Origin of the sequence: Kocuria palustris, assembly GCF_007666205.1 — a bacterium.
GTDB classification, from domain to species: domain Bacteria; phylum Actinomycetota; class Actinomycetes; order Actinomycetales; family Micrococcaceae; genus Kocuria; species Kocuria palustris_A.
This window is the reverse complement of the sequence record NZ_VDOR01000006.1, coordinates 90179-116409: the sequence shown is the minus strand read 5'-3', so window position 1 is coordinate 116409 and position 26231 is coordinate 90179. Positions and strand designations below refer to the sequence as shown.

At 74.4% G+C, this 26231-nt stretch carries 19 protein-coding genes and 1 tRNA gene; 7 read left to right on the top strand and 13 right to left on the bottom strand.

Annotated elements, in window-relative coordinates; translation table 11 throughout:
• The 6 genes from mtrB to FSY66_RS07795 form a co-directional block, all read right to left on the bottom strand.
• Entirely contained in the window at positions 1 to 2577 is a 2577-nt protein-coding gene (mtrB, locus tag FSY66_RS07820) for an MtrAB system histidine kinase MtrB (RefSeq protein ID WP_260853581.1), read from the bottom strand.
• A gap of 22 nt (positions 2578 to 2599) precedes the next feature.
• Complete coding sequence (gene mtrA / locus FSY66_RS07815) at positions 2600 to 3286, bottom strand: MtrAB system response regulator MtrA (protein ID WP_144793222.1); 687 nt, start codon at positions 3284 to 3286, stop codon at positions 2600 to 2602.
• A gap of 190 nt (positions 3287 to 3476) precedes the next feature.
• A complete protein-coding gene (locus FSY66_RS07810; RefSeq protein WP_144793219.1) occupies positions 3477 to 4541 on the bottom strand; it encodes a uroporphyrinogen decarboxylase/cobalamine-independent methonine synthase family protein in 1065 nt (354 codons plus the stop codon).
• On the bottom strand, positions 4538 to 4897 hold the full coding sequence (locus FSY66_RS07805; RefSeq protein WP_144793216.1) for a chorismate mutase: 360 nt from the start codon (positions 4895 to 4897) through the stop codon (positions 4538 to 4540). Before FSY66_RS07805 ends, FSY66_RS07810 begins: the two co-directional genes overlap by 4 nt.
• A 15-nt stretch (positions 4898 to 4912) precedes the next feature.
• A complete protein-coding gene (gene mnmA, locus FSY66_RS07800; protein WP_144793211.1) occupies positions 4913 to 6073 on the bottom strand; it encodes a tRNA 2-thiouridine(34) synthase MnmA in 1161 nt (386 codons plus the stop codon).
• A 130-nt stretch (positions 6074 to 6203) separates the two neighbouring features.
• Positions 6204 to 7385, bottom strand: coding sequence for a cysteine desulfurase family protein (locus tag FSY66_RS07795; RefSeq protein ID WP_144793324.1), 1182 nt, complete (start codon positions 7383 to 7385; stop codon positions 6204 to 6206).
• A 239-nt stretch (positions 7386 to 7624) separates the two neighbouring features.
• On the opposite strand from FSY66_RS07795, the gene folP reads away from it, so the two are divergent.
• Genes folP through FSY66_RS07780 form a run of 3 tightly spaced genes read left to right on the top strand, consistent with a single transcriptional unit; the run spans position 7625 to position 9830 of the window.
• Complete coding sequence (gene folP, locus FSY66_RS07790; protein WP_396350888.1) at positions 7625 to 8500, top strand: dihydropteroate synthase; 876 nt, start codon at positions 7625 to 7627, stop codon at positions 8498 to 8500.
• On the top strand, positions 8493 to 9317 hold the full coding sequence (locus FSY66_RS07785; protein ID WP_186304503.1) for a dihydrofolate reductase family protein: 825 nt from the start codon (positions 8493 to 8495) through the stop codon (positions 9315 to 9317). Before folP ends, FSY66_RS07785 begins: the two co-directional genes overlap by 8 nt.
• Before the next feature lie 48 nt (positions 9318 to 9365).
• On the top strand, positions 9366 to 9830 hold the full coding sequence (locus FSY66_RS07780) for a tRNA (cytidine(34)-2'-O)-methyltransferase (RefSeq protein WP_144793203.1): 465 nt from the start codon (positions 9366 to 9368) through the stop codon (positions 9828 to 9830).
• Positions 9831 to 9879: 49 nt separating this feature from the next.
• On the opposite strand, the gene FSY66_RS07775 is transcribed toward FSY66_RS07780, so the two are convergent.
• Positions 9880 to 11340 (bottom strand): trypsin-like peptidase domain-containing protein, encoded by a 1461-nt coding sequence (locus FSY66_RS07775; RefSeq protein WP_144793201.1) that lies wholly within the window; start codon positions 11338 to 11340, stop codon positions 9880 to 9882.
• Between the two features lie 350 nt (positions 11341 to 11690).
• Between FSY66_RS07775 and FSY66_RS07770 the strand changes: the two genes are divergently transcribed.
• Both FSY66_RS07770 and FSY66_RS07765 read left to right on the top strand, forming a co-directional pair.
• Positions 11691 to 13799: a TPM domain-containing protein gene (locus tag FSY66_RS07770; protein WP_186304502.1), complete on the top strand. Its 2109-nt coding sequence runs from the start codon at positions 11691 to 11693 to the stop codon at positions 13797 to 13799.
• A 127-nt stretch (positions 13800 to 13926) separates the two neighbouring features.
• Positions 13927 to 14697, top strand: coding sequence for a PspA/IM30 family protein (locus tag FSY66_RS07765; protein WP_144793195.1), 771 nt, complete (start codon positions 13927 to 13929; stop codon positions 14695 to 14697).
• 168 nt (positions 14698 to 14865) lie between these two features.
• Here the strand turns inward: FSY66_RS07765 and FSY66_RS07760 are convergent.
• The 3 genes from FSY66_RS07760 to FSY66_RS07750 all read right to left on the bottom strand — a co-directional run bounded on the left by FSY66_RS07760 (position 14866) and on the right by FSY66_RS07750 (position 19412).
• Positions 14866 to 14942, bottom strand: a tRNA-Met gene (locus FSY66_RS07760).
• Between the two features lie 204 nt (positions 14943 to 15146).
• Positions 15147 to 18188: a UPF0182 family membrane protein gene (locus tag FSY66_RS07755; RefSeq protein WP_144793192.1), complete on the bottom strand. Its 3042-nt coding sequence runs from the start codon at positions 18186 to 18188 to the stop codon at positions 15147 to 15149.
• 189 nt (positions 18189 to 18377) lie between these two features.
• On the bottom strand, positions 18378 to 19412 hold the full coding sequence (locus tag FSY66_RS07750; protein ID WP_186304501.1) for a YlbL family protein: 1035 nt from the start codon (positions 19410 to 19412) through the stop codon (positions 18378 to 18380).
• Positions 19413 to 19703: 291 nt separating this feature from the next.
• Here FSY66_RS07750 and FSY66_RS07745 point away from each other — a divergent pair, with 291 nt between their 5' ends.
• The gene (locus FSY66_RS07745) at positions 19704 to 21209 is read left to right on the top strand and encodes a zinc-dependent metalloprotease (protein WP_144793186.1); all 1506 of its coding nucleotides are present in this window, start codon (positions 19704 to 19706) and stop codon (positions 21207 to 21209) included.
• Here the strand turns inward: FSY66_RS07745 and FSY66_RS07740 are convergent.
• Positions 21110 to 21832 carry a M48 metallopeptidase family protein gene (locus FSY66_RS07740; protein WP_144793183.1) on the bottom strand — a complete coding sequence of 241 codons (723 nt, stop codon included), beginning with the start codon at positions 21830 to 21832 and terminating at the stop codon, positions 21110 to 21112. The two genes, FSY66_RS07745 and FSY66_RS07740, sit on opposite strands and share 100 nt — an antisense overlap.
• 368 nt (positions 21833 to 22200) lie before the next feature.
• Here FSY66_RS07740 and FSY66_RS07735 point away from each other — a divergent pair, with 368 nt between their 5' ends.
• Positions 22201 to 22905, top strand: coding sequence for a ThiF family adenylyltransferase (locus tag FSY66_RS07735; RefSeq protein ID WP_186304500.1), 705 nt, complete (start codon positions 22201 to 22203; stop codon positions 22903 to 22905).
• A 16-nt stretch (positions 22906 to 22921) separates the two neighbouring features.
• Here the strand turns inward: FSY66_RS07735 and FSY66_RS07730 are convergent, their stop codons facing one another.
• A complete protein-coding gene (locus FSY66_RS07730; RefSeq protein WP_144793318.1) occupies positions 22922 to 24751 on the bottom strand; it encodes an ATP-dependent helicase in 1830 nt (609 codons plus the stop codon).
• A 65-nt stretch (positions 24752 to 24816) separates the two neighbouring features.
• A complete protein-coding gene (gene nudC, locus FSY66_RS12860; RefSeq protein ID WP_260853577.1) occupies positions 24817 to 26046 on the bottom strand; it encodes an NAD(+) diphosphatase in 1230 nt (409 codons plus the stop codon).
• Positions 26047 to 26231 lie beyond the last annotated feature (185 nt).

Here is a 26231-nt window from a genome sequence, read left to right as displayed (position 1 = left end):
TCAGGTGCTCCGTCCGTCGCCGTGCTCGTCCCCGTCCTCGGCGGCGACCTCATCGGCGTCCTCGGCGGCCGCGGGCGCCTCGCCGCCGACGGGCCCCGCCGGCTCCTCCGGCAGATCGCGGAAGGCCGGCAGCTCGCCGGTGTCGTCCGGGAACAGGTCATCGTAGGACACGTCCAGGTCGTCCTCCTCGAAGGGCGCCGGCGGCTCATCCGATGCCGGCGCATCGCGGAAGGCCGTGCCGAGCCGAGCCTCCGGGTCGTGCGGCCCTGCGTCCGGGCCCGGAGCGGCGAGGCGGCCGTCGTCGTCCAGGATCCCCGAGCGGAAGCCGGGGACCTCCTCCTGCCCCTGGCCCGGGTCGGCGATGCCGGTCGGCCCGCTCTCCTGGACCGCCGGGAGGAGCAGATCCTCCCGGGCCTCGTCGTCCAGGGCGATCGGGGTGTAGCGGGGCCCTCCCTCGGAGCGCCCGGTCGCGGACGACCCGACGAAGCGGCCGTCGATCGACTCGCGGGCCGCGGCGGTCGACCCCCTCGGCGCCGCTGCGGGGGCCTCCGCGGCCTCGGCCGGCGACCGGCCGCCCGCCTCCCCCTCGGCTGCGGCCCCCGCCTCGGCCGCCGCGTCCGCGTCCGCGTCGACGTCATCGGCCGCCGCCTGCCGGATCGCGGCGAGCTGCAGCTGGCCGGTCGAGCGGGCGGCCACCGAGTCCTGATCGAGCGGGATGGCCACCATGGTGCCGGTGTCCGTGACCACGCCGACCACGGCCATGGACTCGGTCTCCGGGGGCAGCTCGACCGGCGGCTCGTCGTCCTCGCTCAGCGGCCGCGACTGCAGCAGCGGCAGGCACAGGCGGAAGCAGGCGCCCTCGCCCGGCGAGCCCCAGGCGTCCAGCCAGCCCCCGTGCAGCCGGGTGTCCTCGGCCGAGATGGACAGGCCGAGGCCGGTGCCGCCCGTCGTGCGCGCCCGCGCCGGGTCCGCGCGCCAGAAGCGGTCGAAGACCTTGGCGGTCTGCTCCTCGGTGAGCCCGATGCCGTGGTCCCGCACGGCGACCCCCACTGCGGCGTCCGAGGCCCGCACGACGACGTCGATCGGACGGCCCTCGCCGTGCTCGATCGCGTTGACCACCAGGTTGCGCAGGATGCGCTCGATGCGCCGCTGGTCCATCTGCACGAGGATCCGCTGGCGGTCGGCGTGCACCCGGATCACGCTTCCGGCGTTCGCGGCCAGCGGGGCCGTGGACTCCAGGACCCCCGAGACCTGCTGGAGGATGTTGACCCCGGTGATCTCGAGCCGGGCGGCCCCGGCGTCGAAGCGGGAGATCTCGAGCAGATCCGCGAGCAGGACGTCGAACCGATCGACCTGGTGGTACAGCAGCTCCGCCGAGCGGCGGTTGACCGGGTCGAAGTCGTCGCGGGCGTTGTACAGGACCTCGGCGGCCATGCGCACGGTCGTCAGGGGCGTGCGCAGCTCGTGGGAGACGTCCGAGACGAAGGTCTGCTGCATCTTGGACAGCTGCTCGAGCCGCGTGATCTGATCCGCGAGGTTGTCGGCCATGCGGTTGAAGGACCGGCCCAGGCGGGCGACCTCGTGCGAGCCCTGGACCTCCATGCGCGCGTCCAGGTTGCCGTCGGCCAGCGACTCGGAGGACCGGGCGGTGTAGGTGACCGGCCGGACGACCTCCCGCGTGACGTACCAGACCACCCCGGACACGAGCAGGGCCTGCACCAGCGTGGCCAGCAGCAGCACGGCGTGGATGGCATCGAGCGTGCGCTGCGGCTGCGAGAAGTCGTGGACGAAGTAGAGGCCGTAGGGCGAGCCCTGCTCCGGCTCGACGACCTGGCCCACGATCACGACGGGGACGGGCAGGGCGTCCTCGTCGATGCGGGCCGAGCTCGACTGCCAGTACACGCGCTCGCCGGGCCCGCCGCTCTCCGCGACCTCCTGCTTGAGGTCCTCCGGGATCGTGTCCGGGCCCATCCAGTCCTTCTCGGCCTGGGGCGGCAGGGCGTCGGGGCCGCGGTCCGCCTCCTCGTCGAGCGGGAGCAGCACCCAGCGGCTGCGCTCCCGGTCGCTGCCCGAGTCCAGGCCGCCCAGGGTCGAGGACACGAGGGTCTGCAGCTGGGCCTGGTCGCCGCCCTCGGAGGCCTCGAAGCTGGCCTGCACGCTGCGGTAGTCCGCCTCGGACTGGCTCAGGGCCTGTCCCAGGGCGTCGTTGAAGAGCCGCTCGGAGATCTGGTGCGACAGGAAGCTGCCGGTGACCAGGAAGACGATCAGGGCCCCGACGAGAGCCACCGAGACGGCGCGGAACTGCAGGGAGTGCCGCCACCGGCGCAGCAGCAGGCGCACCCGCAGCCGCAGCCCGCCGACGGGGCCCCGGTACCGGTTGCGCCGCGGCCGCCTCCCCCTCCGGCCGGCCGAGGACCCCGCGGCCTCGGAGACCTCACGGTCCGGGGTGTCGAGCACGTCCACGGGCAGCGTGGGCCCGGCCGCGGAGGGCTCCGGGGGCATGCCGGCGCGCGCGCTCGGCTCCGGCCCTTCGGCGGTGCCGGAGGGTGCGGAGGGGGCCGCGGCGCGCTCGGTCATGGGCGGTGGATCCCCGGCCCGCTCAGCGGTGCTCGTGGCCGGCGCGGTAGCCGACCCCGCGCACGGTCACGACGATCTGGGGGTTCTCCGGGTCCTTCTCGACCTTGGAGCGCAGGCGCTGGACGTGGACGTTCACGAGCCGGGTGTCGGCGGCGTTCTGGTAGCCCCAGACCTGGCGCAGCAGCATGTCGCGGGTGAAGACCTGCTCGGGCGAGCGGGCGAGCGTGGCCAGCAGCTCGAACTCGAGCGGCGTCAGCGGGATCTCCTCCTCGCCGCGCAGGACGCGGTGCCCGGTGATGTCGACGGTGACGTCGCCGACGACGAGCTCGTCGCTCGTGGCGCGCGATCCCGGGCGCAGCCGGGCCTTGACGCGGGCCAGCAGCTCGGCGGGCTTGAACGGCTTGGGGATGTAGTCGTCGGCCCCGGCCTCGAGGCCGCGCACGACGTCGTCCGTGTCGGACTTGGCGGTCAGCATCACGATCGAGGTGTCGGAGAACTGCCGGATCTCCGTGCAGATCTGGATGCCGTCCTTGCCCGGCAGCATCAGGTCCAGCAGGACGAGATCCGGATCGGAGGAGCGGAAGAGGTCCACGGCCTCGGCGCCGTCGGCGCAGAAGATCGTCTCGTAGTTCTCCGCGGTGAGGATGATCCCGATCATCTCCGCCAGGGCGGAGTCGTCGTCGACGACGAGGATGCGTGCTTTGGCCACTGAACCGTCTCTCTCCTTCGCATCGGGCCGGCTCGCGCGCCGGCTCCTCCGCCGGGCGCATCTGCCCCCACTCCATCATGTCAGCTCCGGTGAGCCCCGCGGGCCAGCACCGAGCAGCCCTGCGGCCCCGCCGCCGCGCACCGGACCACGGCACGAGAGGGCCCGAGCGCTCGCGCGGCCGTCCGCGCGCTCAGGCCTCGCGGGCCGTCTCCTCGAGCTCCCGGGCGATGTCCGCCGCACGGCCCAGCGTCATGGCCAGGCTCCCCGGATCGGTGTCCTCCAGACCGGGTCCCGCCGCGATCATCAGCCGCGACAGCTCGCGCTGGGGCAGCCCGAGATCGGTCCACGGGCCCGCGACGGCCTCGACGTGCTGCCCCGTCGAGAAGCGTCCCGAGCGCGGATCGCCGAGCCGCCCCAGCTGCAGCGTCAGCTCCACGCCGTCCTCGCGCACCGCGGCCAGCGGCTCCCACTCGCGGGCGGACGGCCCGGGCGCGTCGAGGACGAGCCGGTCGGCGCCGACGGAGGCGAACCGGGCGATCTCGGCCCCCTGCGGGATCCGCAGCTCGACCGATGCGGCGCCCGCCTCCGCGGCCGCCCGGCCGATCCGCGTCAGGGTCTCGCGCACCTCGGCCCACGGCACCGCCCGCAGCGTCCGGTAGCCGCTCGCGGTGGGGATCCTGCCGTCGAGCACGCGCTGCAGCTCCGGCTCGGACCAGCGCACCGCGACCTCCCGCCCTCCTGCGGCCTCGCGCACGGCGCGGAGATGGCCCGCGATGCCGTCGGCGAGGGAGTCCGCCAGATCCCGGCGGGCGCCGTGGTCGCGCAGCACCCGCTCGCCGCCGTGCAGGTGCAGGCGCGCGGCCAGGGTGATCGGGCCGAGCAGCTCGGTGGTCACCGGTTCGCGGTCGCCGCCGGACTCCGCCCCGATCACGTCCGCCAGGGCGTTGATGTCGCCGGCCAGCAGGGACTGCGCGGCGCGCGAGTCCTGGGAGCCGTGGCGCTGCAGCCGCCAGCCGTGGGGCTGCAGATCGCAGTGCAGCTCGGTGAGCACGGCGACGGTGCGAGGGAGCTCGTCAGCGGCATCGGAGCGCCCCGGAAGGGCCAGCAGGCCGCTGCGGTGGGGAGCGCCGAGCTCGCCCCGCATGGTCGTGAAGGCCTCGACGGCGCTGCGGCCCGGCAGCGGCCCCACGACGACCGCCCGCGTGCGGGCCTCCTGGACGGCCCCGCCGCCCGGGCTCGATCCGGTCGCCGTCACTGCTCGGAGCCCGTCCGCCGCTGATCGGCGATGTGCTCGTGGTGGCGGATGACCTCGCTGATGATGAAGCTCAGGATCTTCTCCGCGAACTCGGGATCCAGCTCGGCCTCGGCCGCGAGCCTGCGCAGCCGCTCGATCTGCTGGGACTCCCGCTGCGGGTCCCCCGGCGGGAGGTCGTGGGCGGCCTTCAGCTCCCCCACGCGCTGCGTGGCCTTGAAGCGCTCGGCGAGCACGTGGACCAGGACCGCGTCCAGATTGTCGATCGTGCCCCGCATGGCGCGCAGCTGCGCCATGGGATCGGCGCCCTCGCTGCTGTCCGGGGGCGGGGCGCTGACGGGCTGATCGGCGGAGCTCATGGCCTCGATCCTAGGTCAGCGGGCCCGGGCCGTGGCCCGGGCGGAGCTGATCGTGGCCTGGCCCAGCACGCGGGTGCCCCGGTAGATCACGGCCGACTGCCCCGGCGCGACGCCGCGCAGGGGCTCGTCGAGCTCCAGGACCAGCTGCACGGACACGGCCCCGTCCTCCCGGACGCGCTCCAGCCGCGCCCGTCCGGGCAGCGCGTCCCCGTGGGCGCGCACCTGGACCCGGACGTCGACCGCCTCGGACCGCTCGCCGGGCTCACCCGCCGGGTCGAAGGACGCGAGCTCGGGCACGGGGCGCCCCGCCCACGAGATCCGGATGCCCCGGATCTCGTCCACGGCGAGGTCCTCGCGCGGGCCGACGACCACCTCGTCGGTCTTCGGGCGGATCTCGAGCACGTAGCGCGGCTTCCCGTCGGGCGCCGGGGTCCCGATGTGCAGGCCCTTGCGCTGGCCCACCGTGTAGGCCAGCGCGCCCTCATGGCGGCCCAGCTCGCGGCCCTCGGTGTCGAGGATCGCCCCGGGCCGCATCTCGACGCGCTCGGCCAGCCACCCCCGGGTGTCCCCGTCCGGGATGAAGCAGATGTCGTGCGAATCCGGCTTGGCCGCGACCGACAGCCCCCGCCGCTCGGCCTCGGCGCGCACCTGCGCCTTGGAGGGGGTCGGCGCCAGGGGGAAGAGGCAGTGCCGCAGCTGCTGCTCGTCGAGCACGCCCAGGACGTAGGACTGGTCCTTGGCGTCCTCGGCGGCGCGGTGCAGCTCGGGGTGGCCGTCGACGTCCACGACGGTCGCGTAGTGGCCCGTGCAGACGGCGTCGAAGCCCAGGGCCACGGCCTTGTCCAGCAGCGCCTCGAACTTGATCTTCTCGTTGCAGCGCAGGCAGGGGTTGGGAGTGCGCCCGGCCGCGTACTCGGCGACGAAGTCGTCGACCACGTCCGCCTGGAAGCGCTCGGAGAAGTCCCAGACGTAGAACGGGATCCCCAGCTTCTCGGCGGCCCGCCAGGCGTCGTTCGAGTCCTCCACGGTGCAGCACCCGCGCGATCCGGTGCGCAGGGTGCCCGGCATGCGGTTCAGCGCCAGGTGCACCCCGGTGACGTCGTGGCCGGCGTCGACCGCGCGGGCCGCGGCGACGGCGGAGTCCACTCCCCCGGACATGGCTGCCAGCACGCGCATGGGGTCCTCCTTCTCGGCTCGGGCGCTCGTCCCCGGCGCCCGGCTCGTCGGCTCGTCGGCCGGGCGCCGTGAGCGGATCAGCCTCCCAGGATAGACCCCGCCGCGGGCAGCCGCTCAGTCGGGGCCCGGCTCAGCCGCCCGAGAGCCCGGCGGCCAGCGCGCGCTCGTGGACCCCGGGGAGGACCTCGAGCAGGGCATCGACATCGGCCTCGGTGCTGCCGCGGCCCAGGGTGAAGCGCTGGGCGCCCCGGGCCGTGCGCTCGTCCAGGCCCATGGCCAGCAGGATCCGCGACGGCCGCGGCACCCCCGCGGTGCAGGCCGACCCGGTCGAGGTCGCGAAGCCCGCGGCATCCAGCAGGAAGAGCAGCGAGTCGCCCTCGCAGCCCGGGAACGTGACGTGCACGTTGCCGGGCAGCCTCAGACCGGCCCGGCCCCGGTCCTCCGGCCCGCGCAGCACGGCATCGGGCACCGCCGCGCGGATGCCGTCGATCAGCCGGTCGCGCAGCCCTGCCAGGCGCCGGGCCTCCCCCGGCAGATCGCGTGTGGCCTCCTGCACCGCAGCGGCCAGGCCCGCAGCCCCGGCGGCGTCCATGGTCCCGGGGCGCAGGCCGCGCTGCTGCCCGCCGCCGTGCAGGATCGGCGCCAGCCGCGCCGCCCGGCCGACGACCAGGGCGCCGCTGCCGACGGGCGCGCCGATCTTGTGCCCGGAGACCGCCAGGGTGCTCAGCCCGGGCAGCCGCGCGTCGATCGGCAGCGCGCCGAGCGCCTGGACGGCGTCCACGTGCAGCGGGACGCCGTGCTCGGCGCAGATCTCGGCCAGCCGGGCGATCGGCTGGACGGCGCCGACCTCGTTGTTCGCCCACATGACCGCCACGAGGGCGACCGACCCCGGATCCGCCGCGAGCATCTCGGCCAGCCGCTGCGGATCCGTGCGGCCCAGGGCATCGACCTCCAGGTGCTCGAGCTCGGCGCCCTCGGACCGGGCCAGCTGCTCGGCCGGCTCCTGGACCGCGGGATGCTCGATGCTCGAGATGATCACGCGGCGGCGGCGCGGATCCTCCTGCGTCCGAGCCCGCCACAGGCCCGTGACCGCGAGGTTGTCGGCCTCGGTGCCGCCCGAGGTCAGGACGACCTCGACCGGATCCGCCCCGAACGCCGCGGCGACGACATCGCGGGACTCCTCGAGGACCCGGCGCGCCCCGCGCCCGGAGGCGTGCAGGGAGGACGGGTTCCCGCCGCGCAGCAGCTGCTCGTGCACGGCCCGGGCCGCGGCGGGCAGCACGGGATGGGTCGCCGCGTGATCGAGGTAGATCGGCCGGTCGGGCCGCCGAGGGGCCGCTGCGGCGGTCGGATCGGGGGCGGAGGGGGCGGGGCCGGGAGCGGCTGCGGGAGACGGGTCGGACACGCGCTCAGTGTAGGAGCGCTGCCCGACGGGCTATCGTGGCGGACGTGAGCACCCCCTCCGAGCCGTCGTCCGCACCGCGCCGCCCGCCCGCGCGCGTCCGGCCCGCGGGTCCTCCGCCGCTGCCGCCGCTGCGGGCGCCCGTGCGCATGCTGGCCGGCCGGCGGATCGACTTCCGCACCGAGCTGCTCGTGATGGGCATCGTGAACACGACGCCGGACTCCTTCTACGACCGGGGCTCGACCGTCCGGCTCGACGACGCCGTCGAGGCCTGCCGCCGCCATGCGGCCGAGGGCGCGGACTGGGTCGACATCGGCGGGGTGCCGTTCGCCCCGGGCGAGCCGCTCGAGCCCCGGATCGAGGCGCAGCGGGTGGTCCCGGTGATCGAGCGCGCGGCCGAGGAGCATCCGGGGCTGATCCTGTCCGTCGACACGTTCCACGCCTCGGTGGCCGATGCCTGCCTGGCGGCCGGCGCCCACGTGGTCAACGACACGACCGGATTCTCGGACCCGGAGCTGGCCGACGTGGTCCGCGAGCACGACGCCCATGTGATCGTCACGCACTCGCTCGTCGGTCCCGGCGGCCCCCGCACCGCCGTGCCGCGGCCGCACTACGAGGACGTGGTGGCCGAGGTGCGCGGCTTCCTGGAGCATCGCATCGGCGGGGCGCTCGAGCGCGGGATACCGGAGGACCGGATCCTCGCCGATCCGGGGCACGACCTGAACAAGACGACGGAGCACTCGCTCGAGCTCACGCGGCGCCTGCGGGAGATCACGCAGCTGGGCCATCCCACGCTGGCGGCCGTGTCCCACAAGGACTTCGTGGGCGAGGCCCTCGGCCTGCCGCGCGATCAGCGGCTCGAGGGCTCCCTGGCCGCGGCGGTCCTGTGCGCGGCCGGCGGCGCGCGCATCTTCCGGATGCACGAGGCGGGCCCAGCACGGCGGGCCCTGGACATGGCCGCCGTCGTCCTGGGCCTGCGCGAGCCCGCCCAGGCCCTCCACAACACGGGAGATGCGAATGCCTGAGCAGACCGGCACCGGGCACGACGACCGCGACGAGCGGCCCCGCACCGGCGGCGTCGAGCGCGTCGAGCGCATCTGGCCCGACCCGCGGGTGCTGACCCTGGACGAGCTGCGCGACGAGTACGCCCGCACCTGGCCCGACGCCGCCGACGGATCCGGGGCCATGATGATCGCGTCCCTGGACGGCTCCGCCGTGCTGGGAGCCGTCTCCGGCGGGCTGTCCTCGCCCGCGGACCAGAAGCTCATGGACGTGCAGCGCGGCGTCGCGGACGTCGTCGTGATCGGCGCCGGCACCCTGCGCGACGAGGGCTACGGCGGACTGCGGGTCGAGGCGGACTCGACGGCCTGGCGACGGGCCCGCGGGCTGCCGGATCATCCCGTGCTCGCGGTCGTCTCCCGCAGCCTCGGCCTGGATCCCGAGGCCCCGTTCCTGGCGCAGGCCCCGGTCCGCCCGCTGATCCTCACGGGCGGGCGCTCCTGCGCGCAGCGTCGTCGGCGGCTCCAGGAGGTCGCCGACGTCGTCGTCCTGGACGACGGCCGCGGCGGCGTCGATCCGGTCGCCGCCCACGAGCTGTTCGCGAGCAGGGGCTGGCGGCGCGTGCACAGCGAGGGCGGGCCCTCCGTCCTGGCCGCATGGCTGGCCGCCGGTCGGGTCGCAGAGCTGCACCTGAGCCTGGCCCCGGTCCTCGCCGGCGGCCGTGCGCTGGGTCTGCTGGGCGCGGCCGTCCATCCCCGCCGCCTCGAGCTGCGGCGCATCCTGCGCGACGGGTCGATGCTGCTGACCCGCTACCGGGTGCTGCCGGACGCGGAGCAGGGCTGAAGCGGGCCGCGGACACCGAGCCGCGCGCCCGCCCGTAGACTTCCGGGCATGCTGCGCATGCTTCTGGTCGAGCCCGAGATCCCCGGCAACACGGGCAATGTCATCCGCCTGTCCGCGGTCACCGGGGCACAGCTGCACCTGGTCGAGCCGCTGGGCTTCGACTTCGGCGATGCCAAGCTGCGCCGCGCCGGGCTCGATTACCACGACCTGGCCGGGATGACCGTGCATCCGGATCTCGGCTCCGCGTGGCAGGCCCTGCGGCCCGAGCGCGTCTTCGCCTTCACCACGACCGGGACCACGCCGCACACCGCCGTGCAGTGGCGCGAGTCCGACATCATGATGTTCGGCCGGGAGTCCGTGGGGCTGTCCGAGGCCCACAAGGCCGATCCGCATGTGACCGACGAGGTCCGCATCCCCCTGCTGCCGGCGCGGCGGTCGCTGAACCTGGCCAACAGCGTGTCGATCGCCGTCTATGAGGCCTGGCGGCAGCTCGGCTTCCGCGGGGCGGTCTGAGCCGGGCGCGCCGCCGCCGCCGCGCCGGCCGTCGGGGACGGGCGGCGGCTCAGGCCTCCTCGGCGTCCCCGACCGCGACCTCGACGGTCTGCTCCCGGCCGCCGCGCTCGTAGACGAGCTCGCCCGTGCCGCCGGCCGGCAGCTCCCGCACGGCGGCGGTCAGCTCGTCGGCATCCAGGGTCCGGTGCCCGTTGAAGCTGCGGATGACATCGCCCTCGCGCAGGCCGGCGTCATCGGCCGGGGAGCCGTTCTCGATCGAGCGGACGAGCGCGCCTTCGGAGAAGGCCCGGCTGTCGCCGTCGTCGGCCGCGGCGGCCGAGACGCTGGCCCCCAGGTACCCGTGGGTGGCCTCGCCGTCCTCGATGAGCTCCTGGGCCACCCGCTGGGCGTGGTCGATGGGGATCGCGAAGCCGACGCCGATGCTTCCGGCGCCGTCCGACTCGCTGCCCGCGGCCGAGGCGATGGCCACGTTGATGCCGATGACCCGGCCCTCGGAGTCCACGAGCGCGCCGCCGGAGTTGCCGGGATTGATCGAGGCATCCGTCTGGATCACGTTGAGGAACACCGACTCGGCCTGGCCCTGCGAGGAATCGCCCTGACCGTAGTCGAAGAAGAAGTCCTGCCAGCCGCCGCCCCGGTCGTCCTCGGGGCTCTCGCCCTCGCCCGGGGTCTCGGGAGCCGCCGACGACGCGACGGCGATCGTGCGGTCGGTCGTCGAGATGATGCCGTCGGTCACGGTGCCCGACAGGCCCAGCGGTGCACCGATCGCGATCGCGGCATCGCCCACGTTCAGATCCCCGGAGCTGCCGATCTCGGCGGGCACCAGCCCGTCGTGGTCGATCTTGATCACGGCCAGATCGGACAGCGGATCGGTGCCGACGGCCTCCGCGGTCGTCACGGTGCCGTCGGAGAGCTGGACCTCGATCGAGGCGTCGCTGGCCTGGCCGTCCATGGTGACCACGTGCGTGTTGGTGAGGATGTGGCCCTCCTCGTCCAGGATCACGCCCGAGCCGGAGCCGGCGCTCTGCCCGTCCGAGGACGAGATCGTCACGACCGACGGCGACGCCTTGGCGGCGGCGCCCGTGATCTCCGTGACGGAGTCGGTGTCGTTGACGATCAGCTCCCTCGCCCCCGGGCCGGCGGATCCGTCGTCCGATCCGGTCGCGGCGTCCACGGCCGCGTAGGACCCGGCGCCCACGAGGGCCGACAGGATCAGGCCGCCCGCGATCAGCCCCGCGCCCGGGCCCCGGCGGCGCTGCCGCTCGTCCCCGACGGCGCCCCCCTGGGAGCCGTACGGCCCGTACGGGCCCCCGGGCGCCGGAGCCCCGGCGTACGGGTCCTGCGCGTACGGGCCGTGCGGCGCCGCCTGCGCGTACGGCCCGCCGCTCCGGGGCGGTGCGCCCAGCCGGGGGTCCTGGCCCGGGACCGGCTGCGGCGCCCCGCCTGCCTGCCACCCGGTGGGCGCCCCCGCGCGGTCGTCGGGGCGGGGGGTGTCGGCGCCGTTGCTCAAGCCTGTGCTCCTCGTGCGAAGGTCTCGGATCCGATGCGCGGTCCCGGACGTCGCCGGTCCCGGCATCGGATCCCAGAGTATCCAGCCGGCGCCTGGACCGTCGCTGGGCGCCGGCGCACGTCGGCTGGGAAGCCGCTGTCCGGACGCTGGCCGCCCCAGCGGTCCCGGCGGCCCCGGCCGTCGGGCGGCCGTCGTCGGGCGTCATGCCGCCGGTTCCCGGCGACGCCGCAGGGGCGGGCCCTATACTCGAGCCCAGTGATCGTCACCACCCCTCGCGCCCCCGCGACGCGGCCCCCTGGCCGCCTCCGGGAGCCGGGCCTCGACCGCCGACGGAGAGCATGCCCCCGATCATGACCACGCCCCCGCCCGTCCCCCGCGCGGGCCGCTCGAGCGCCCTGCGCGCCGCGGGAGCGGCCCTGCTGCTGGGGCTGATCGCCCCCGCCCCCGTCCACGCCGAGCCGCCCGTCGACCTCCCGGCCGGCGAGCCGGTCGTCGACGAGTCCGGCGTCCTCGAGGACCCCGCCGCGCTCGAGCAGCAGATCCGGCAGCTGGCCCAGGACGAGGGCGTCTCCCTGACCGCCGTGTTCGTGGACGAGTTCTCCAGCCCGTCCGCGGCCGACGACTGGGTCCGCGAGACCTGGAGCACGAGCGGCCTGGGCAGCTCCGATGCGCTGCTGGCCGTGGCCACGGAGGACCGTGAGGCCCGGTTCGTCGCCGGCGAGGGCAGCGGGGTGAGCGTCGACGAGCAGGACGGCATCTACCGGCAGAGCATCGCCCCCGAGCTGTCCGCCGACGACTGGGACGGCGCCGTCTCCGGGGCGGTGGACGGGCTCGAGCAGGAGCTGGGCTCGGCCCCCGCGGGCCCCGTCGCGACGGGCTCCCCGATCTCGTTCGTCGGCCTCCCTCTGCTCATCTTCCTGCTGGGCCTGGCCGGGATCTTCATCCCGTTCCTGCTGCGGGTGACCGGACGCGTCCGGAACCGCCGCCAGGGACTGCAGACCCAGCAGCGGGAGGAGCGCCGGAAGCGCTTCGGCGAGCACGCCGACGTCCCCCTGCCCGAGCTGCGGACCCGGGCCGGCGAGCTCATCGTGGCCGCGGACAACGCGATCCAGCACTCGGAGCAGGAGCTCGAGTTCGCCCGGCTCCAGTACAGCCAGGCCCAGATCGCCCCGTTCGAGGACGCGATCCGGCAGGCCAAGGAGCACATGCGGGCCTCCTTCGCGCTGCAGCAGCAGCTGGACGACCACATCCCCGACTCCGAGGACGATCAGCGGGCCTGGCTCGGCGAGATCATCGGCCGCTGCCGCGATGCGCAGCGCTCCCTCGAGGAGCAGAAGGAGGCCTTCGGCCGGCTGCGGCAGCTGGAGACGCGGCTGCCGGAGGCGCTGTCGGATCTGCAGCGCGAGACCGAGCGCATCCGCCCGGACCTCGAGACCGCCGACGCCCGCATCGGGCAGCTGTCCACCCGGTTCTCGGACAGCGCCCTGCGGCCGCTGCGCGAGGGGCTGGAGCAGGCCCGGGAGCGCCTGCTCTTCGTGGACACCACGGCCGCCCAGGCCCACGAGGCGGCCCGCGCGGGCGATCGCAGCGCCGCCGTCGTGCGCCTGCGCGCGGCCGAGGAGGGCGCGGGCCAGGCCGCGGGCCTGCTGCGCTCGATGCACGAGGCCGCCCAGGAGCTGGCCGGGGCGGAAGCCGCTCTGCGCGATGCCATGGCGCTGACCCAGCGCGACATCGCCGAGGCCGAGGCCTACGCGAGGGACGGCTCCCGGCCGGATCTGGCCGCCGCCGCGGCCGGGGTGCGCGCCGTCCTCGATGCGATCGGGCAGCAGCTCGATGCCGAGCGCATCGACCCCGTCGAGCTGCAGCACCGTCTCGACCTGTCCCGCGATCAGCTCAACGCCTCGCTGGGCGGGCTGCGCTCGGCCGCCGAGCAGGATCGCGCGCTGCGAGGGCGGCTCGCCCAGGCCATGGAGGGCGCCCGCAGCAGGGTCCAGTCCGCCGAGCGCTACATCTGGGGGAACCGGGGCGGCATCGGAGCCGAGGCCCGCACCCGGCTGGCCGCGGCGCAGCGCTATCTCGAGCGCGCCGAGGAGGCCGCGCACCGCGATCCGAGCACCGCCCTGGAGGAGGCCCAGCAGGCCGAGCACCACGCCCAGCTCGCCCTCGACGGCGCCCAGGCCGACTCGTTCGACTTCTCGAACCGGCGCGTCCAGTGGGTCGGCCCCTCGGGCTTCGGCGGCGCCACGCTCGGCGGCATCGTCATCGGCTCCATCCTGGACGAGATGGTGGACGGCTCGAGCTCTCGCGACCGCCGCTCCGGAGGCGGCTTCACCGGAGGATTCGGCGGCGGATTCGGGGGCGGATTCGGGGGCGCGACCTTCGGCGGCGGCTCGTTCGGGGGCGGCTTCGGCGGCGGGGGCGGCGACGACGGCCATCGCAGCTCCGGCGGGCGGTTCTGACCTCCCCCCGCCCTCCCGGACCCGGCCGAGCGGCACCAGCCGGCCCGTCGCATCAGACCACCCGCATCCGACCGACGATCCACGACCCACGATCCCCGCAGCACCCCGACCACAGGAGGAACGGACCATGACCAAGCAGTCCATCTTCGGGCGCATCGCCCAGCTCACCCGCGCCAACATCAACGCGCTGATCGACTCCGCCGAGGATCCGCAGAAGATGCTCGAGCAGATGGTGCGCGACTACACGGAGAACATCCGCGAGGCCGAGGCCGCAGTCGCCCAGACGATCGGCCAGCTGCGGCTGCTCGAGCAGGACCATGACGAGGACGTGCGCGAGGCGCAGGAGTGGGGCTCGAAGGCCATGGCGGCCTCGAACCGCGCCGACCAGCTGCGCGCGTCGGGCAGCAGCGGCGAGGCGGAGAAGTTCGACAACCTGGCCCGGATCGCCCTGCAGCGCCAGATGCAGCACGAGAACGAGGCCCGCGGCGCCGAGCCCCAGATCCAGGCGCAGACCGAGGTGGTCAACCGCCTCAAGGACGGTCTGGAGAAGATGCGCCGCAAGCTCCAGGAGCTGTCGAGCAAGCGCGATGAGCTCAATGCCCGGCAGAAGACGGTCCAGGCGCAGTCGCAGGTCCAGGACGCGCTCAAGGCCTTCGACGTCATGGATCCCACGAGCGAGGTCTCGCGCTTCGAGGACAAGATCCGCCGCGAGGAGGCCCGTGTGATGGGCCAGCAGGAGCTCGCGGCGTCGAGCCTCGACGCCCAGTTCGAGTCCCTCGAGGACCTCAGCCAGGAGTCGGAGGTCGAGGCCCGCTTCGCCGCGCTCAAGGCCGGACGGCCCGCCGAGCAGCTCGGCACGCTGCCCACTCCCCAGCAGATCGGCGAGATCGAGCACTGATCGGCAGACGGCGCTGAGGCGCCTCGAGCGCTGAACCGAGCGGCGGGCGGAGGTCTTCCAGGGGCCTCCGCCCGCCGCAGTCGCACCGGCCCGCAGGCCCTGACCCGGCGGATCCAGTGCATGACGAAGGCCCCGTCATCGGCTGCGAGCCGATGACGGGGCCTTCTCTGGTTGCGGGGGCAAGATTTGAACTTGCGACCTCTGGGTTATGAGCCCAGCGAGCTACCGAACTGCTCCACCCCGCGGCGACAGAGAACGACTATACGCACCTGCGCGGCGACGTGCAAACCGGGGGTCGTCGGCCGTTCACCCGCCGGCCACCCTGCGGCGCCGGAGGCCCTCCGGCGACGACGAGGCCCCGGGGCGGGTGCGCGATGCGCGCGCCCGCCCCGGGGCCTCGTCCCGATCAGCGGCTCAGCAGCCGCGGCCGAGAGCCTGCCGACGCCCGGTCACTGCCCGGCGTCCGGGGCCACCGGCCCCTGGCCGCCGCCGGAGGTCGAGATGCCCTCGGCCTCCATGGCGCGGGCCAGGGCGTCGTCCAGGCGATCCTGCGCCTGCCCGTAGGCCGCCCAGTCGCCGTCCTCCATGGCCGTCTGGGAGTCCTCCATGGCGTCCCCGGCATCCGAGAGCGCCGACTCCAGATCGGTGCCGCCGGTCGGCGGCGTCGAGGCCCCGTCCGTGGGCTCCTCGGCCGGCTGGTCCTCGCCCGCCGGCTGCTCGCCGCCCGCCGCGGCATCCGCGTCGCTGACGCCGGCGCCGTCGGCCGTCTGGGCCCCGGAGTCGCCGCCGTAGACCTGGTCGAGGGCCTCGTCGAGGGTCGGGGCGAAGCCGACCTCCTCGCCGAAGCTGACCAGCACGCGGCGCAGCGTCGGATAGCCGGACTCGCCCGAGGAGCGCACGTACACCGGCTGGATGTACATCATCCCGTCGTTGACCGGCAGGGCGAGCATGTTGCCGTTGATCACCTCGGAGCCGCCCTGGCGCAGCAGGTTCAGCGCCGAGGAGACCTCGGTGTTCGAGTTGAAGTTGTTCTGCGCCTGACCCGGGCCCGGGACCACCGAGCTGCGCGGGAGCTCGAGCAGCTTCATGGAGCCGTACTCCTCGGACTTCACGCCGTCCTCGCCGGTGCCGGCATCGCCGTTGGCGGCCAGGTACCCGTAGAGCACGTTGCGGGAGTTCTCCCCCTCGTTCTGCTGCGGGATGAACGGGGTCGTGAGCTGGAAGCTGGCCTCCGACTCCCCCGGCATCTGCATCGAGAGGTAGTACGGCGGGATCGCCGTGTTCGCCTCGGTCGTCGGGTCGTTGGGGATCGACCAGACGTCGTCGCCGGCGTAGAACGAGCCCGCGTCGGTGACGTGGTAGCGGTTGAGCAGCTCGCGCTGGACCTTGAAGACGTCCTCCGGGTAGCGCACGTGCTCCATGAGCTCGGCGGACATCTCCGAGTACGGCTTGTAGGAGGCCGGGAAGATGCCCTGCCAGGCCTGCAGGACCGGGTCCTCGTCGTCCCAGGCGTAGAGATCCACGGAGCCGTCGTACGCGTCCACGGTCGCCTTGACCGAGTTGCGCATGTAGTTGGCCTGCTCGCTGGGCAGCGCGGCCGAGGCGCCCTCGGCGGTCGCGGTGTCCTCGGTCGCGTCGTCGAGCTCCATGGGGGTCGAGTACGGGTACGAGTCCGAGGTCGTGTAGGCGTCCACGATCCACTTGACGCGGCCGTCGACGATCGCCGGGTACGGGTTGCCGTCGACCGTCAGGTAGGGGGCGACCTTCTCGACGCGCTCGCGCGGCGTGCGGTCGAAGAGCACCTGGGAGTCCGGGCGCACCGCATCGGAGAACATCAGGTCGGTCGACTGGAACTTGATCGCGTAGGACAGCCGGTTCAGCGGATTGCCCACGTTCGGGCCGCCGTCGCCGGAGAAGGTCGTGCGGACGTCGTTCTCCTCGTCGTCGGAGGTCGACGGGCGGTCCAGCTCGAGGTGCGGATCCCCCTCCGCACCGCCGACCACCGAGTACTCCGGCGACTGCTCGCCGAAGTAGATCCGCGGCTCGTAGTCCTCGGAGATCTCGCCCTCGGCCATGATGCCGCCCTGGATGAACGACGGGGAGCCGTCTGCCTGCACGCGGTCGCCGTAGGCGGCGATCAGCCCGTAGCCGTGCGTGTAGACGACGTGCTGGTTGTACCAGCCCTCGGTCTCGCCCTGGTTGAGCTCGCGGGCGGCGAGCACGGTGTCCTGGACCTGGCCGTCGATCTCGTAGCGGTCGACGTTGAGGGTCGAGGGGAACGAGTAGTAGGGGCGGAACTGCTGCAGCTGGCCGAAGGCCGGCGACACGACGTTGGGATCGAGCAGGCGGATGTTGCTGGTGGTCTCCTCGTAGCCGGCCAGCGCTCCCTCCTCGGTCTGCGTCGTGGCGTCGTAGGGCTGGGTCTCGGTGTCGTCCAGGGCGAAGGCGGCGCGCGTGCCGTCGATGTTGCGCTGGATGTACTCCTCCTCCATCTGCTGCTCCGAGGGCACGACCTGGAAGCGCTGCACGAGGGAGGGGTAGATGCCGCCGGCGACGATCGCGACGATCGCGAGCATCGCCGTGCCGATCATGGGCAGCCGCCAGCGGCCCATGACCGCCGAGGCGATGAACAGGGCCGCGACCACGAGCGCCGCCGCGGCCAGGATCCCGCGCACCGGGATCACGGCGTTGATGTCGGTGTGCATGGCACCGGTCCAGCTGCCGGCGGTGGACTGCAGGGTCGCGTAGCGATCCAGCCAGAAGCTCACGGCCTGCAGGATCAGGAACGCCGCCGCCGTCACGGCCAGCTGGATGCGCGCGGGGCGGCTGAAGCTCAGGCCGCGCTCCGAGAGCCGGATGCCGCCGTAGAGGTAGTGCACGAGCAGGGCAGCGATGCCGCACAGCAGCAGCGTGGAGGTCAGGAAGCCGAGGACCAGCTGCAGGAACGGCAGGGTGAAGACCCAGAAAGACAGGTCCATGCCGAACTCGGGGTCGTCCTGCCCGAAGGGGACCTGGTGGAAGAACAGCAGGACCGTCTCCCACTGGGAGGCGATCGTGGAGGCCGTGAACAGGCCGAAGAGCACCGGGATGGCGATCATGGCGATCCGGCGCACCGGCTCGAAGGCCTGCTGGTAGCGGCGGAGGTTGTCGTCGAGGGCATCGGCCGCCGTGATCGGGCGGTGGCGGTGCGCCAGGCGCATCGACAGCCACAGCAGCGCCGCCACGAGCAGCGCCGCCAGGATGAACAGGACCACGCGGGCGATGTTCTGGGTCGCGAAGACGTCGAGGAAGCCGACCTGGTCGAACCACAGGATCTCGGTGTACACCTGCGTGAACGCGACGAAGGCCGCGATCAGGGCCACCACGATGATGATCGTGGGCAGCAGGGCCCCGGTGCGCTTGGACTGGCGCGCGGCCGGTCCGTCTCCCGTCGGAGTGCTGCCTGATGGGCCCCTCGGCGGGCGGGGCGGTTCTGCTGGTCCAGCGGTCACGTGAGCCTGGGCCTTCCCTGGGGGTCGGTGCGTGCGATCCGCCGCGCGGCGGAGCCCTCGGTGGAGGCCCGGCGACTGATCGTCAGGTGGTCGGCGCACCGGTGGAGGCGCGCCCCAGCCATTGTCCGCCCTGTCGGCGACATGGGCAAAGTCGGTGAATCCCCTGGGCAGGCCGGGACGCGACCGGCCTCAGCCGTCGCCGCCCTCGCAGCTCGGCAGCGCGGCGAGGTCCCCGTCCCCGGCCAGGACGCCGAGGGCGTCCTCGGCGTCGTCGAGCGTGTCCACCGCGACCACCGGCAGGTCGTCCGGGACGTGTCCGCGCACCTCGTCGCAGTTCTCGACGGGGGCCAGGAACAGATCGGCCCCGGTCTCGGAGGCGCCGAGCATCTTCTGGCGCACCCCTCCGATCGGCCCGACATCCCCCTCGGCGTCGATCGTGCCCGTGCCGACCACGTGGTGGTCGCCGGCCAGCGATCCCTCCGTGAGCTGGTCCACGAGGCTCAGCGACAGCATCATCCCCGCGCTCGGCCCGCCCACGTCCTCGAGGCCGAAGCCGACCTCCAGGGGGAAGTCGAACTCCCGGTCCAGGTAGACGCCGAGCTGCCGTCCCTCGGGCGAGTCCACGGTCCCGACCTCCAGCGTCTCGCGCCGCCCATCGCGATCGACCGTCACCTCGGCGGTGTCGCCCTCGAGCGCATCGAGGTCGTCGCGCAGCGACTCGAGCGAGCCGATCGGGGCGCCGTCGAGCTCGATCAGCTCATCGCCGGCGCGCAGCACGGACTCCGACGGGGCCCCCGGAACCGTCGAGGCGACGGTCAGGCGCGTCGAGTAGTCGAGGTCGAGGTCGTTGAGCGCCGCGGCGATCGCCATGTCCTGAGAGGACTCCATGGCGGCCGTCCCGGAGTCGGAGACCTGCTGCCGGGTGGCCGCCGGCGGGTACATGACCTCGAGGGGCACCACGGCCATTCCCGGATCGGCCCACGAGATCACCGTCTCCAGGGCCCGCGGGCTGGAGCCGGGTCCCCCGACGACGTAGACGGTCGAGAAGTCGAGCCGGGAGTCCGAGGGGTGCGTCTGCGCGCCCTCGATCGTCATGATCGGCTCGTCGCCCACCTCCTCGGTGATGTCGAAGGTGGGGCCCGGCCGCTCCACGACGTACGGAGCGGGAGCCCAGGCGCACGCGACCAGCAGGACGGCGGCCGCGATCAGCGATCCGGCTTCCATGCCCGGGCGGAATCGGAGACGGGACACGGCGTGGAGACCTCGGGATCGATCGGCGGCGGGCGATGCCGCCGATCCTAGTCGCCCCCGGGCCGGCATGCTCCCAGCGAAAGAGCCCCTGCCCCGGCGACGCGCTCGGACGCGGTCGCTACGCTGGGGGCATCGCAGGCCGGCCGAGCCCGACTCGTCCCGGGTCGGCTCTCGGCCGGCCGAGCCGCGCAGACACCCTGCGCGCCGCCGCCTGCCCCGCAGAGCCGTGCGCGCAGCCATCGACGCAGAACAGGATCGAGGACCATGAGCCCCCAGTCACCGAACGGCGACGACGACCGCCAGGGTCAGGGCGATGACCCCTTCCAGCAGATGTTCCAGCAGTTCCTCGGGCAGTCGGGGATCTCGCCGGAGGATCTGCAGAAGATGGGCATGCCGACCGACCCGGGCGCCATGCAGGCCATGTTCGCGCAGGTGCAGTCCATGTTCTCGGCCTCCGCCTCCGACGGACCCGTCAACTGGAAGGCCGCCCAGGACCACGCCCGACGGGTCGTCTCCGCCGCGGGCGATCCGTCCGTGACGGACTCCCAGCGCAAGATCGTGGACGACGCCGTGCAGCTGGCCCAGCTGTGGGTCGACGACCACACCGTCTTCGGCCGGGGCCCGGTCCAGCCGGCCGCCTGGTCGCGCTCCGAGTGGGTCGAGGGCACGTTCGGGACCTGGCAGGAGATCACGGGGCCCGTGGCCGAGTCGGTCACCAAGGCTCTGACCGACACCATCACGCGGCAGATGCCCGAGGAGCTGTCCCAGATGATGGGCGGGGCCTCGCACATGCTCGCCGGGGCCGGCGGCATGATGTTCGCCATGCAGCTCGGCCAGGCCATCGGCGGCCTGGCGGCCGAGGTCGTCTCGTCCTCGGACATCGGGCTGCCGCTGGCCGAGGACCGCTCGGCCATGCTCCCGCGCAACGTCGAGGAGTTCGGCGAGGGGCTGGACATCCCGGCGCAGGAGATCGTGATCTACCTGGCCGTGCGCGAGGTCGTGCACACGCGCCTCTTCCACGCGGCGCCCTGGCTGCGCGGGCACCTGATCGATCTGATCACGCGGTTCTCCCGCGAGATCCACATCGACATGGAGCGCATCGAGGGCCTGGCCTCGGACATCGACCCGACGGATCCCAGCGCGGTGCAGGAGGCGCTGAGCTCCGGGGTGTTCGTGCCGGAGCAGAGCGCCGAGCAGAAGGCCGTGCTGAACCGCCTCGAGACGCTGCTGGCGCTCATCGAGGGCTGGGTCGACGTCGTGACCGTGCGCGCGACCGCGAATCTCCCGTCGGCGGCCGCGCTGTCCGAGACCATCCGGCGCCGCCGCGCCTCGGGCGGCCCCGCCGAGCACGCCTTCGCGTCGCTGATCGGCCTCGAGCTGCGCCCGCGCCGCATGCGCGATGCCGCGGCCTTCTGGGAGCGCGTCGAGCAGCGCCGCGGCCTCGACGACCGCGACGGCCTGTGGGAGGCCCCGGAGCTGCTGCCCACGGACGAGGACCTCGACGACCCCGAGGGCTACGAGTCCCGGCGCGGCCTGCTGACGGCCTCCGAGGACGAGTTCGACGCAGCGCTGCGCAGCCTGCTCGACTCCGAGTCGGGCTCCGCGGACGACGCGGGCTCGGGAGCGGATGCGGCCGAGAGCCCCCAGGGGGATGCGGACCCGAGCTCGGATCAGGGCCCGGACGCGGATCCCGATTCGGCTCCGGGCTCCGGCTCGGGTCCGGATTCCGATCCGGACTCCGGCTCCGGATCGGGCGACAGCGGACGCTGATCGTCCTTCCCCAGGGCCCAGGCCGCTCCGTCGAGGAAGGCCTGGGCCCTGGCCATGTCCGGATGCAGCGCCTCGAGCCGGCGGAACTCCGGGCCGTGGCCGGCTTCGATCAGGTGGCACAGCTCGTGATGCAGCACGGTGTCGAGCACCCACTCGGGAGCACCGCGCAGCCGGTCGGACACGCGGATCCGCCCCGTGGCCGGGGTGGCCGAGGCCCAGCGCGTGGTCTGCCGGGAGCTCCACACCACGTCGGTGGGCTGGGCCCGGCCGTCGAGCAGGCGGGCGGAGAGCTCCCGGGCCCGGCGCATGAGGTGCGCATCGCTGCCGCGCGCCGCGGCGGCCGCTCGGGTCCGCTCCCGCTGGGCGATGAGGCGGGCCGACATCCGCTCGCTCCACCGGGCGACCTCCCGGGCCGGCATCCGCGCCGGGACCTGCAGGATGATGCGCTGCCCCGACCAGTGCGCCGAGACCGTCTTGCGGCGGCGCTGCGAGCGCCGGACCTCTACCTCGGGCGCGTCGTGGTCCCCTGCATGCTCCGAGGCACCGGAGCCGGCGGTCGGCTCCGGTGCCTTGCCGCGAGCCGGGGCGGCGGGACTCGGACGGGGACGGCGCGCGGCAGGCATGTCCCGAAGGCTACCCATCGCCGAGCGGCCCTTCCCAGCTCCGAGCTGCCCGTCCCGTCGTCCTCGGCCGGGCTCTCCTGTGGACGACGGCCGTCGGGCCGCGCGACGAGCGAGACTGTGCGAGCCGGGCGGGTCCGGGCACGAGCGCGTCTTCGCCCCGCGAGCGGCGGCATCTCGGCCCGGGCTCCGCGCGGGGCACCTCCCCGGTGCCTGGCGCTCCGCCTCCCGGCCCGCTCCCCGAGGCCCGACCCGTCCCTGTCCGGAGGCTCCCGATGACGACCCCTCCGCCGGTGCCTGCCGCACCCGCGTCGCTCGATCCCCTGCTGATGCCCCGCCGCGCAAGCGGGCCGCCCCTGCTGGGGGCGCCCGTGTCCGAGCTGCGTGTGCTGGTGCTGGGGCTGTGCCCGATCACCGCGGCCGCCGCCGTGATGCTCGCCGGCTGCGGGGTCCGCGGCTTCACCGTGGTCGACGACGGCCGCGTCACGTGGGCGGAGGCCCGCGCCGGGGCCTTCGACTCCACCGAGGTGGGCCGCTGCCGCGAGCTGTGCACCCGTCGTCGGATCCGCGCGGCGAATGCCGAGGCCGCCCCCGTCACCTGGACCGACGACGTGCTGACCGACGAGCGCCCCGGCCGCGTGGTGCTGCGCTCGTCCCGGGCCGTGTCGCGGCCCGGCGAAGGCGTCGCCGTCGAGGCGCCCGGGGATCAGCTGCCGCTGCCGGCCGCGGTCCCGCTCGTGGACGTCATGAGCCTGGCAGGCGGCGGCGCGGTGCTGCTGTGGCCGGAGCGGCCCTGGCACCGCCGGCCCTGTCCGGCATGCCGGGAGGCGGCCGCGGGCGGGGCGGCGTCGCAGCCCGGCAGCCGTGCGGATCCAGGACCGGCGGCGAACCGGGCGGCCGGGCCGGCGCACACCGCGTTCTGCGCGGCGCTGGTCACCCAGACGGTCCTGGCCGCGGCCGCGGGAGCCGAGCCGGGACCGGATGACGGTCACCTGCTGCTGCGTGCGGGCCGCCCCCTGAGCACCTGCACCGCGGTCGCAGCGGCCGGCGTCGAGTGCCCGCTGTGCACGGCGTGAGCGGATCCCCGGGCGGTCAGCGACCGGCGCCGATGTCGCGCAGGAAGCGCGAGGGCCGACGGTTCGCCCGCCCGCCCGGTGTGCGCGAGAGCGAGCACGAGAGCATGAGCTGCTCGCGGGCGCGGGTGATCCCCACGTAGAGCAGGCGCCGCTCCTCGTCGATCTCGTCGGAGGTCTCGGCGAACGTGATCGGCAGCAGACCCTCGGAGAGCCCGGTCAGGAACACCGCGTCCCATTCGAGGCCCTTCGCCGAGTGCAGCGAGGCCAGGGTCACGCCCTCCACCGGCGGCGCGTCCTGGGCGACCGCCCGCCGGCCGAGCTCCTCCGCGACGTGGCGCAGCGTGAACGGGCCGGGGCCCTCGGTCCCCCGCCGCTGCGCGTCCTCGAGCGCCTGGGCGTGCGCGGCGGCCAGGCGGTCGGTCATGTCGACCAGCGCCGCCATGGACTCCCAGGTCTCGCGCGTGCTGCCGGTCGTGCGCGGCGCGTGCCGCGACCAGCCCAGCGAGCGCAGCATGTCGCGCACCTGCTGGGCCACCGCTCCCCCGCCGGACTCGGCCTCGGCGCCGGCGGCCGAGCGGATCTGGACCATGGCCTGACGGACCTCGGGCCGGCGGAAGAACTGCTCGGTGCCGCGCAGCCGGAACCCGATCCCGGCATCGGCCAGTGCGGTCTCGAAGGCCTGGGCCTGCCCGTTGGTGCGGAAGAGCACCGCGATCTCGGTGGCGGGGACGCCGTCGTCGAGCAGGTCCTGGATGCGCACGGCGGTGCCCTGAGCCTCCGCCTGATCGTCCTGGTACTCGTGCCAGTCCGGCACGGGGCCCGGCGCCCGCTGCCCCACCAGGCGCAGCGGATCGGCCCAGAGGCCCTCCGTGGAATCGGGGCCGGGCCGCCGCGCCGTGAGCAGCCGATTGGCGGTGTCGACGATCTGCGGCGTCGAGCGATAGTCGCGCACCAGGCGCACCACGCGAGAGCCCTCGTAGCGGGAGGGGAACTCGAGCAGGTGCCGCGACGTCGCGCCGGTGAAGGAGTAGATGGTCTGGGAGGCGTCGCCCACCACGCACAGGTCGTCCCGCGGGCCGAGCCAGGCGTCCAGCAGCCGCTGCTGCAGCGGGGAGACGTCCTGGTACTCGTCGACGACGAAGTGCTGGTACTGGGCTCGCACGGCCGCGGCGATGCGCTGGTCCTCCTCGAGGATGCCGGTCATGATCGCCAGCACGTCCTCGAAGTCGATCAGGTTCCGATCCGTCTTGAGGTCCTCGTAGGTCTGCCACAGCCGCTGGATCGTGGTGGCGCTGTGACCCCCCGGGAGCTCGCGCGCGCTTCCGGCGGCCGCCTCGCGGGCGACGGCATCCGGGTACGTGTCCGGGACGAGCAGCAGGGCGCGCGCCCGCTCGATCTCGCCGGCCAGGTCGCGGACGGCCCCGCGGTCGCTGCTCAGGCGCATGGAGCCGGCGGCCTCGGCGATCAGCCGCGCCTTGTGACTGACCAGATCGGGGATCCGCCCCCCGACGGCCTGCGGCCAGAAGTACTGCAGCTGTCGCAGCGCCGCGGAGTGGAAGGTCCGCGCCTGGACGCCCTCGGCGCCCAGCAGGCGCAGGCGATCGCGCATCTCGTTCGCCGCGCGGGCGGTGAAGGTCAGGGCCAGGACCTTCTGCGGGGTGTAGACACCCACTGCGATCCCATAGGCGATGCGGTGGGTGATCGCCCGGGTCTTGCCGGTGCCGGCTCCGGCCAGCACGCAGACCGGGCCGCGCAGGGTCGTGGCGGCTTCCCGCTGCTCGGGGTCGAGCCCCTCGAGGATGCGCTCCTCCAGGGGGCGCTGGTCCGCCCGGGGCAGTGCGAACAGCGCCGCCGACGCGGCGTCGGGCGGGAGATCGCGCGCGGGGCCCTGCGGCTCGGTGTCCTGTGCCGTCACCAGTCGCCTCCCGGGAGCGGCTCGCCGTTCCAGTGCTCGAGCAGGGCGCGGGCGATCGAGACCCGTCCGGGCAGCCGCAGCTCGCCCGTGCTCGCCGCCTCCCGCAGCTGCGCTCGCGTCAGCCAGCGCAGCTCGGCGATCTCCAGGCCGTCGGGGGCGACGCGGCCGCCCTCGAGCCGGACCGTGCAGCCGATCATGAGCGATCGGGGGAAGGGCCAGGGCTGGGAGCCCAGCACGCGGACGTCGCCCACGAGGGCCCCCGACTCCTCGTGGACCTCCCGGCGGACCGCCTGCTCGAGGGACTCACCGGGCTCCACGAAGCCGGCCAGCGTCGAGAACCGGCGCTCCGGCCAGGCCGCGGCGCGGCCCAGCAGCACGCGCTCCTGCGGGTCCCCCGGCTCGCCGTCCGTCACGGTCACGATGATCGCCGGGTCCGTGCGCGGGAACTGCATGGATGCGTCCTGGGGGCACACGCGCAGCCAGCCGGAGCGGCGCACCTCGGTCACCGCTCCGCAGCGCGGGCAGCGGGGGTGATCGAGATGCCATGCGGTGACCGCCTGCGCCGCCACGGCCAGGGCCTCGTCCTCCGCGGAGGAGCCCATGAGCGCGACGGCGGCGCGGCGCAGGTCCGTCCATTCGTGGTCGGGGGCGCGCTCGGCCAGCATCCGATCCAGGACCGCGACCTGCTCGGCGGACTCGTCCACCACGCCGTGGGTGGTGTCCTGCAGGGGGTCGTGGGAGCTGTCCAGGCTGCGCACGGTGATGTCGACCCGCGCCTGCGGATCGGCCGCCTCAGGGACGTCGGCGGCCGTCGGCGCGTCGGAGATCGACGCGGTGCCGGTCAGGGCTGCGGCTGTCTCGCCGGCCAGGGCAGCGACGGGGATGCGGCCGAGATAGACCTCCGGGCGCGCCGGATCGGGCCGCAGCTCGGGCAGGGCCGCTCGCTCGAGCAGGACCAGCCGGCCCCGGGAGACGGGCAGGCGCCCGCCGCGCAGGACCAGGCACAGCTGGGCGCCCGGACGCAGGTCGGTGTGCTCGCGCTCCACGGCGCGGCGGTCCAGCGCCTCGGTGGACAGCATCGACGAGGGGTCCAGGCGATCGTGGTCCGGCGCGAGTCGCGGCCCGGCGGGTGCCGCGGATGCGGCGGACGGCGCTGCGGCGGGGTCGTCGCGGCGAGTGCCGCCGGGGCTGTCGGCGCGGTGGTCGCGGGGGTCGTCATGAGGCACGGCTCCACTGTAGGACCAGCGCCCGACGACGCCGCCCGCAGGAGCGCCGCCGCCGGGCCCGGTGGAAGAGCCCCAGGGGCCGCTGCGCGGAGGCGCTGCGTGGAGCCGGAACGACCCGAGCGGGCGTCCCGGGACGAGACCCGGTCCCCGGGGATCGGCCAGGGTGCGCTTGTAGGGTTGCCTCC